Origin of the sequence: Mesorhizobium sp. M1E.F.Ca.ET.063.01.1.1, from assembly GCF_003998155.1 — a bacterium.
In the GTDB taxonomy this organism is placed as follows: domain Bacteria; phylum Pseudomonadota; class Alphaproteobacteria; order Rhizobiales; family Rhizobiaceae; genus Mesorhizobium.
On sequence record NZ_RZSC01000276.1, the window covers coordinates 1 to 7,356 of the forward strand.

The 7,356-nt window shown below is 66.2% G+C and carries 8 protein-coding genes; 4 read left to right on the top strand and 4 right to left on the bottom strand.

Annotated features, from left to right (window positions below):
- The first annotated feature begins 124 nt into the window (after nucleotides 1-124).
- Nucleotides 125-937: a methyltransferase domain-containing protein gene (locus EOA29_RS19435; protein WP_126095979.1), complete on the top strand. Its 813-nt coding sequence runs from the start codon at nucleotides 125-127 to the stop codon at nucleotides 935-937.
- A 6-nt stretch (nucleotides 938-943) separates the two neighbouring features.
- Here the strand turns inward: EOA29_RS19435 and EOA29_RS19440 are convergent, their stop codons facing one another.
- From EOA29_RS19440 to EOA29_RS41540, 4 genes are all read right to left on the bottom strand, one after another.
- Nucleotides 944-2,194, bottom strand: a complete 1,251-nt coding sequence (locus EOA29_RS19440) for an NAD(P)/FAD-dependent oxidoreductase (RefSeq protein WP_126094756.1) — start codon at nucleotides 2,192-2,194, stop codon at nucleotides 944-946.
- Nucleotides 2,195-2,375: 181 nt separating this feature from the next.
- Complete coding sequence (locus EOA29_RS19445; protein WP_189350165.1) at nucleotides 2,376-3,146, bottom strand: methyltransferase domain-containing protein; 771 nt, start codon at nucleotides 3,144-3,146, stop codon at nucleotides 2,376-2,378.
- Nucleotides 3,143-4,210 carry a type III polyketide synthase gene (locus EOA29_RS19450; protein WP_126094757.1) on the bottom strand — a complete coding sequence of 356 codons (1,068 nt, stop codon included), beginning with the start codon at nucleotides 4,208-4,210 and terminating at the stop codon, nucleotides 3,143-3,145. The genes EOA29_RS19445 and EOA29_RS19450 overlap by 4 nt, the downstream gene beginning before the upstream one ends.
- Before the next feature lie 239 nt (nucleotides 4,211-4,449).
- Complete coding sequence (locus EOA29_RS41540) at nucleotides 4,450-4,608, bottom strand: hypothetical protein (protein ID WP_189350167.1); 159 nt, start codon at nucleotides 4,606-4,608, stop codon at nucleotides 4,450-4,452.
- Between the two features lie 395 nt (nucleotides 4,609-5,003).
- Between EOA29_RS41540 and EOA29_RS19455 the strand changes: the two genes are divergently transcribed.
- From EOA29_RS19455 to EOA29_RS19465, 3 genes are all read left to right on the top strand, one after another.
- On the top strand, nucleotides 5,004-5,354 hold the full coding sequence (locus EOA29_RS19455) for a hypothetical protein (RefSeq protein ID WP_245464730.1): 351 nt from the start codon (nucleotides 5,004-5,006) through the stop codon (nucleotides 5,352-5,354).
- 135 nt (nucleotides 5,355-5,489) lie between these two features.
- Nucleotides 5,490-6,926 carry a multicopper oxidase family protein gene (locus tag EOA29_RS19460; protein ID WP_126094759.1) on the top strand — a complete coding sequence of 479 codons (1,437 nt, stop codon included), beginning with the start codon at nucleotides 5,490-5,492 and terminating at the stop codon, nucleotides 6,924-6,926.
- Between the two features lie 34 nt (nucleotides 6,927-6,960).
- Nucleotides 6,961-7,356, top strand: a 396-nt coding sequence (locus EOA29_RS19465) for a DUF411 domain-containing protein (protein WP_127221304.1), incomplete at its 3' end; no start/stop codon positions are given.

Here is a 7,356-nt window from a genome sequence, read left to right on the forward strand (position 1 = left end):
CCTCGACGTCGGCAGCAGCCGACATAGCCGCATATGCCGTTGGGCGCCTCCCGATCGAAAACGAGCCGAAACAAACATTTATGTGCTAGTCATGCGAAGCATCAAACGAACGGCGATGATCGCAATGTTGGAAACGGACAAGGTGTTCGCCGGCTCGATTCCGGAAAATTACGACCGCCACATGGTGCCGTTGATTTTCGAGCCATACGCCGCCGATCTTGCACGACGGGCAGCGTCGCTGTCGCCCGGCGCCGTCCTGGAAACCGCCGCAGGCACCGGCGTCGTCACCCGCGCGCTGGCGTCGAAATTGTCCCCCGGCGCAAGCTATGTTGTGACCGACCTCAACCAGCCGATGCTCGACTACGCCGCTTCGCGGCAAGGACCCGACAGCCGCATCCGATGGCGCCAGGCGGACGCTATGGCGCTGCCGTTCGAGGACGCAGCCTTCGATCTTGTCTGCTGTCAGTTCGGCGCGATGTTCTTTCCCGACCGCCCGGCTGCCTATCGGGAGGCAAAGCGCGTGCTCAAGCCCGGCGGACGATTCCTGTTCAGCGTATGGGATCGCATCGAGGAGAATATTTTCGCTGACGATGTGACGAATGCGCTTGCAAGGATTTTTCCGAGCGATCCGCCGCGCTTCCTGGCGCGAACGCCGCACGGCTACCACGACAAGGACTTGATCCGCAGGGATCTGGCGGACGCGGGTTTCTCCGGTGTGGCGATCGAGACGCGAGCCGAACAAAGCCGCGCATCCTCGCCGCGCGTTCCTGCCGTTGCCTATTGCCAGGGAACCCTGCTTCGCAACGAAATCGAGGCCAGGGACGCGGGAAAACTGGAAGCCGCGACCGACTACGCCACCTCCGTGATTGCCGACAGACATGGCCGCGGCGAGGTTGCCGCCAAAATTCAGGCGCATGTGATCGTGGCTGTGGCGTAGAGCGATTCAGCCCCGAGCCAGGCGCGCATCGGCCAAACCAGGGACGGGTTTCGTCTTGCCGCTGAGCCGCGCGCCCAAGGTCAGCGCCGGCGGAAAATTGCGGACGATCGCCTCCATCAGCGCGGCGCCGCCGGGGCCAAGGGCGATTCGGGCGATGGCCTCGGCAGCAAGAATCCGCGTCGCGAACAATCTTCTCCAGGCCGCCTCGTAGCGTCTGCCGGCCGCCTCGCGTCCTGCCTGTCCCCCTGCCGCCTCGCCGAGCTCTTGAGCCAAGAGCCAGCCGGACTGAAGCGCCATCGATATGCCCTCGGCAATGATCGGGTGCGACTCGCCGGCGGCATTGCCGACGCGGAAGATGTCCCGTTCGTAGCCGGCGCGGATGCCTGGCCGGATCGGACCGGCCGCAAGCCATGGACCGTAGAGGCGGGCTTCCACCAGAGCGTCACGCGCGCCCCTGCATGTCGCCCTGATATGATGCTCGACGGCCTCGGCCGCCGAAACATGGCCGCCGCGTTCGCAGGCGAGGCTGCCGCGCAGCCGGGCGAGCATATCGCGCCTGATGCAGCAGCAGATCGACATGCGGCCATGATCGGCGACCACCATGCCGCCATAGCCGCCGGGAAAAGTCAGCAGCGGCATCAGGTCGGGCGGCAGCGACGATCCGGTGAAATGCGCCTTGAAGCCGAGGAGGTCGGAGGGACGACTTTTCTTAACGACCTGGCTCGGCAGCGGTCCCGGCTCCCACGAACCGTGCGCGGCGACGATCACCGGCGCCCGCAGGACCGTCGCCACGTCGCGGGAATTGCCGCCGGTTGGCCGGATCCGCACTGCTTGGCAGTCGCCATCGCGTTCGATGGCGACGGCGCGGCAGGGCTGGAAGACTTGCGCGCCGGCGGACCGGGCCGCACCGAGCAGCAGCGTATCCAGTATGTCGCGGCCCAACGCTCGGCCGAAGCCGCCCCTTGCCGCGAGCGCGGCCTTCGCGCCCGGCATCGGCGCCTCGATACAGGCGTCGCCGGAAAAAAGGCCGACGCGGCGGATTTCGGGGCCGGCCTCGGCGCGCCAGGCATCGCCGATCCCGAGCCGGTCGAGCAGCGTGAGATTGCTTGCCGAGATGTATTCGCCGCACACCTTGCGGCGCGGAAACACGCTCTTCTCCACGATCGCCACGGCCCATCCGCGCCGGGCGAGCGCCAACGCCGCCGACGTGCCCGCCGGACCGGCGCCGATGACGACCGCATCGTGGGTGCGCCTCATGGCGTTGTTCCAGCTTGGGTTCCTCGCCCCCACGAAGGTGGGGGAGAGGTGGCTCGGCGAAGCCGAGACGGAGAGGGGGAGCGCCCTACGAAGGCCCCCTCTCCGGCCGCTTGGCGGCCACCTCTCCTCCGCTCCGCCGGGGCGAGGAACCCAAGTTTTGTAGGGTCGCGCCGCAATCTCCCTACTCCCACTTGTGAGGGGCGGACGTGGCCATAATTCCATGTGCCATTGTCTTGTAGGCCCTCGCATCATCCCCGCACGCCCCAACAAAGACGTGGGAGAAAGGCCCGGCTCGCCGCTCTTCCAGCGGCCTGCCGCCGACGGCGCTCCAGATGTCGGAAAGCTCCGTGCCGCGGAAGCCGGCGCGCACGCTCTGAGCGGCGTCATGCCTGGTGACGTCATTGGCGCCGATCGCCGGCAGAAGACGGGTCGCGGCCAGCGCGAAGCCTGCCCGCAGCGGCTCCGTCGCCAGGATGAGCGGAGCCCTGCGCTGCAAAAGCGAAAACAGGCGCAGCAGTCCGTCGTCACCGAAATGATGCAGGAACAGGTTGACGGTGATCGCGTCGAAGGCCCTGCCATCCGCCGTCTGCGCCCAGTCGAAGACATCGGCGGTGATGGTTTCGAGCGTCCAGCCCAGCCCGGCGAAATCCGCCGTGAGCCGTGGCGTGACGAGGCCGACGCGGTCGAGCATCGTCAGTTCCACCCCATGCCAGTCCCTTGCCATGCGCCGCGCCACCTTGAGCATAAAGGTGCCGTCGCCGGCGCCGATCTCCAGGATGCGGCCGGGCGGCCTGGCCATGAATTTCCGCAGCAGCGAGGCCATGATCGGCGCCTGGAACATCAGCGCGTTGATGCGGGCCAGATCGCGGCGCGAGCGTAGCGCCCGCGCATCGTCGGCCGCGAGGCGGTCGAGGATTTCCGGAACGAGGCTGCGTTGAGCGAGCGGGCTCATGAGACGGTCCGGAACAGCATGGTCTCGGCCGTCAGGCCGGGTCCGAACGACATGGCGCAGCCGAGCAATCCGCCTGGCGCCTTCAGCATCTCTTCCATCACGAACATGACTGTCGCCGACGACATGTTGCCGTATCGGCGCAGCACCTCGCGCGACGGCGCGAGCGCGGCCGGCGCGAGGTTCAGCGCCCTCTCGACGGCGTCGAGAATGGTGCGTCCGCCGGGATGCACGGCCCAGAGGTCGATCGCGTCCGGCGGCCGGCCGCCGAGGATGGCGTCCTGGTTGCCACGCAGCGCTTCCTGGATCGCCGCCGGCACCTGGCCGGAGAGAAACATGTCGAAGCCATGGTCGCGGATATCCCAGGTCATCAGCTCCCGCCGCTCGTCCGCGACGGTGCAACGGAAACTGTCGAGCTCGATGCCGGTCGGCTCGGCGGTGACGAGGCTCGCCGCGCAGCCGTCGCCCCAAAGGCAGAAGGACAAAAGCTTTTCCAGCTCGGCAGTTTCCCTCAGATGCAGCGTGCAGACCTCGATGTTGACCAGGAGGACCCTGGCCTGCGGGTCGGAGCGGACGATATGGCGGGCAAGCTTGAGGCCGTTGATCGCCGCATAGCAGCCCATGAACCCGATCATCGTGCGTTCGACACCGTCCGGCAGGCCGCAGCGCTGAACCAGGTCGAGGTCGATGCCGGGCGCCGAGAAACCGGTGCAGGAGGTGACGATGAGGTGGGTGACGCGCGATGCCTCTTCGCCAAGGCGCAGCCCGTCGACGGCCTTTTGCGCCAGGACGGGTGCGGCTTGGCTGAACATCGCCATTCTGGCCGCCGTTCCGGGAAACGCGCCGCGCCTGAAGGTTCCGCCAAGATCGGCCGATGGCCCCTCGGGGTCGAGAGCGGGCGCAAAGCATGAGAAGCGATGCTCGATGCCGGCAAGGCCGGCCATGCGTTCGAATATCCTCCTGCGATCGGCCGCGAGCATGGAGGCGGCGTAGCGCAGGTAGAACTGGTGGACCTCATGCTCCGGAACCGCTGTCGCGATCCGGTTGATATAGGCGTTCACGGGCATGCACGGTCTCCCTGGGCGTCGGGCGCGGTGCGCGCTGTTGCCGGAGGGGTTTCTTGCTCATGAGCGCCCCTGTCAGGCGCCAGGCTCTGAGCGTTGCCTGTTCGATAAACGTTTCGGAAAACCTGTTTCTTCCCCGTCGCGTGATCCCGAACCTAAAAGGCTTGGAGGGGATGATAGGCAAAATCAAAGTGTTACAGCCTTTTCCGCCCCGTTAGCAGCAGGCAAGGACTTCGGGCCGATCACTTGCTGCCTTGCACCACTCCGGGCACGATCAAGACGCCCTGGTCGCGCTCCGAATATCTGAAGCCGATAAAGAACAAGGCGATGATGATGAGGCAGACCGCCAACACGGTGGCGAGGATCCTTCCCGGGTTATCGGCAGGCGGTTTGTCTTCCATGGCAGTTCGCCTCGCATAATAAACCCTGCGAGACCGGCAAGGGTTCCGAGATCCAGGGCGTTCGTCGGATTGGGGGAATGCCGAGCGCCCTGCCGCGATCACGTGACATCGATGACCACCATCAGCCCGCCGCTCTTTTCCGGCCCCACACTGCGCCTTCGGGCGCGCAGCGCGGACGCGGGCATTGAGCGTTGCGTGTTCGATAACGTTCTCAGGGCCGATTTCGTCCGAGGAAATGACAGGCGCGCCAGGATCGGGCTAAAGTATGGCTTGGCCAGGATGAGACTCGATGCCGCGCCCAGGGAGAGATCACGGGCCTGCATCTTGCAAAAGCCGGATTTTGCCGTCAGCCTAAGCGGGCAATGGCTCGGCTATCGCCAAAACACCTCCTCGTCATGCTGCTCGCGGTCTTCCTGACCGCGGGGTTCAGTCTGTCCGCCGTACAGGCCAGCACCATGTCGGTCCGAATGACGGGCGCCATGGCCATGCCTGCCGATACGGGCATGGGCAAAATGGCCGGCTCAGACATGAAGGGCGATTGCAACGCCTGTCTCAAGGACACGGGCGACAAAGGCAGCCCGATGCAGTGCCCGCCGGCCTGCATCGCCCCGGCGCTCGCCGTGCTGCCGCAAGATTTCGGGGTAACGCCGGCCCCCCTGGGGCAGCAGCCATCGGCCTTGCCAGCTCCGCTCCTGCACGGGCGAAGTTCCCTGCCCGACCCATACCCTCCAAGACCCAGCGCCTGACGCCGTTTCAGCCGCAACACGGCTGATCCCCGGCGCCTGATCGCCTGCGCGCATGGTTGCGCCGTGGGCGCGCATGGCAATCCAGGTCGATGCCGAACCATTCGCCATCGATAGCGATCGCAAAGGGTCAGAAGGGTGAATTACGATTTCAAATGCCACTTATCGCGCCGAGGCTTTCTCGGCGCGGCGGCGGGGCTTGCAGTGTCCGCTTCGTTACGTCCCGCCGTGGCCTCCGGCGTCGACGAGCGCAGCATCAAGGTCGCGCCCAGCCAGGCGCGGCTCACCGGGCAGGACGGCCCTGCAACCGCTGTCTGGGCGTATAATGGCACCGTCCCCGGTCCGGCGTTGCGGCTCAGGCAAGGCCAGCCGGTCCGCATCACCGTCGAAAACGGGTTGGACGAGGACACGACTGTCCACTGGCATGGAATCCGCCTGCCGAACGCCATGGACGGGGTGCCGGGGCTTACGCAGTCGCCCATCAAGCCGGGCGGAAGCTTCGTCTACGAATTCACGCCGCCGGATGCAGGTACCTTCTGGTACCATCCGCATGCCGACAGCCTGGTGCAGATCGGCCGCGGCTTGGCCGGCCCGCTGATCGTCGAGGAGGCCGAGCCGGTCGCAGTCGACCGCGATGTCCTGTGGCTGCTGCAGGACTGGCGGCTCACCAAAGACGGCCGGATCGCCGGCGGCTTCGGCAGCATGATGGATGCCTCGATGTCCGGACGCGTCGGCAATCTCGTGACCGTCAACGGGCAGGCGCAGGGCGGTCAAGGCGTGCGGGCCGGCGAGCGCCTCAGGCTGCGACTCGCCAATGCCTCGCTTGCCCGCATGATGGCGCTTCGCTTCGAAGGCCACCGGCCGGTCGTCCTGGCGATCGACGGCCAGCCTTGCGACCCGCACGAGCCTGAAGATGGCCGTCTGGTGCTGGCGCCCGCCATGCGCATCGACATCGCGCTCGACATGCAGGGCGATCCCGGCAGCCGGCATGACGTGATCGACGATTTTTACGACGGCCTCGCCTATCGGCTGACCACGCTCGCCTACGACAAGGCGCCTCCGCTCAGGGCGCATCCGCTCGACACGCCACTGGCCCTGCCGCGGAATCCGCTGCCCGAGCCCGACCTGGCGAACGCCGTGCGGCAGGAGGTCGTGCTGCAAGGCGGCATGATGGGCGGCGGCAAGCTCGCTGGCGTCGGCGGGATGATGGGCATGGCGATGCCTGGCATGAACGGCACGGCGGCCTGGTCGATCAACGGCATATCGATGACCGGCGACGGTCATGCCGGCATGACGCCGCAGTTTACGCTGCGGCGGGGCGTCACCTGCCACCTAACAATTCGCAACGAAACTGCCTGGTGGCACCCAATGCACGTGCACGGGTTCAGCCTTTTGCTGCTCTCCCGCAACGGCTCGCCCGTGCCGCACCGGCAATGGCAGGACACGGTGCTGCTTGCGCCGAAGGACACGGTCGAATGCGCCTTCGTCGCCGACAATCCCGGCGACTGGATGCTGCACTGCCACGTCGTCGACCACCAGATGGCCGGCCTGATGACCGTGTTCCGGGTGACCTGAATCAATCCAACCATCAACCAAGGAGAACTGCAAAATGAAACTGACTTACGCGCTGACCGCCCTCGGCCTTGCAATCGCAACGCCGCTGCCGGCACTCGCCGCGACGATCGATGCGGTGATGTACAAGAATCCGCAATGCAGCTGCTGCGAGGCTTATGCCGCCTATCTCGAACAGAACGGCTTCAAGGTCGATATCAAGCCGGTCAACAATCTGTCCCAGATCAGCAGCGATGCCGGCGTGCCCACCGACCTCGAAGGCTGCCACACGATCATGGTCGACGGCTATGTGGTCGACGGCCTGGTGCCGGTCGATGTCGTCAAGAAGCTGTTGACAGAACGGCCCGCCATTACGGGGATCACGCTGGCCGGCATGCCGGCGGGCGCGCCCGGCATGGGCGGCGCAAAGAACGAGACCTGGACGGTCTACGCC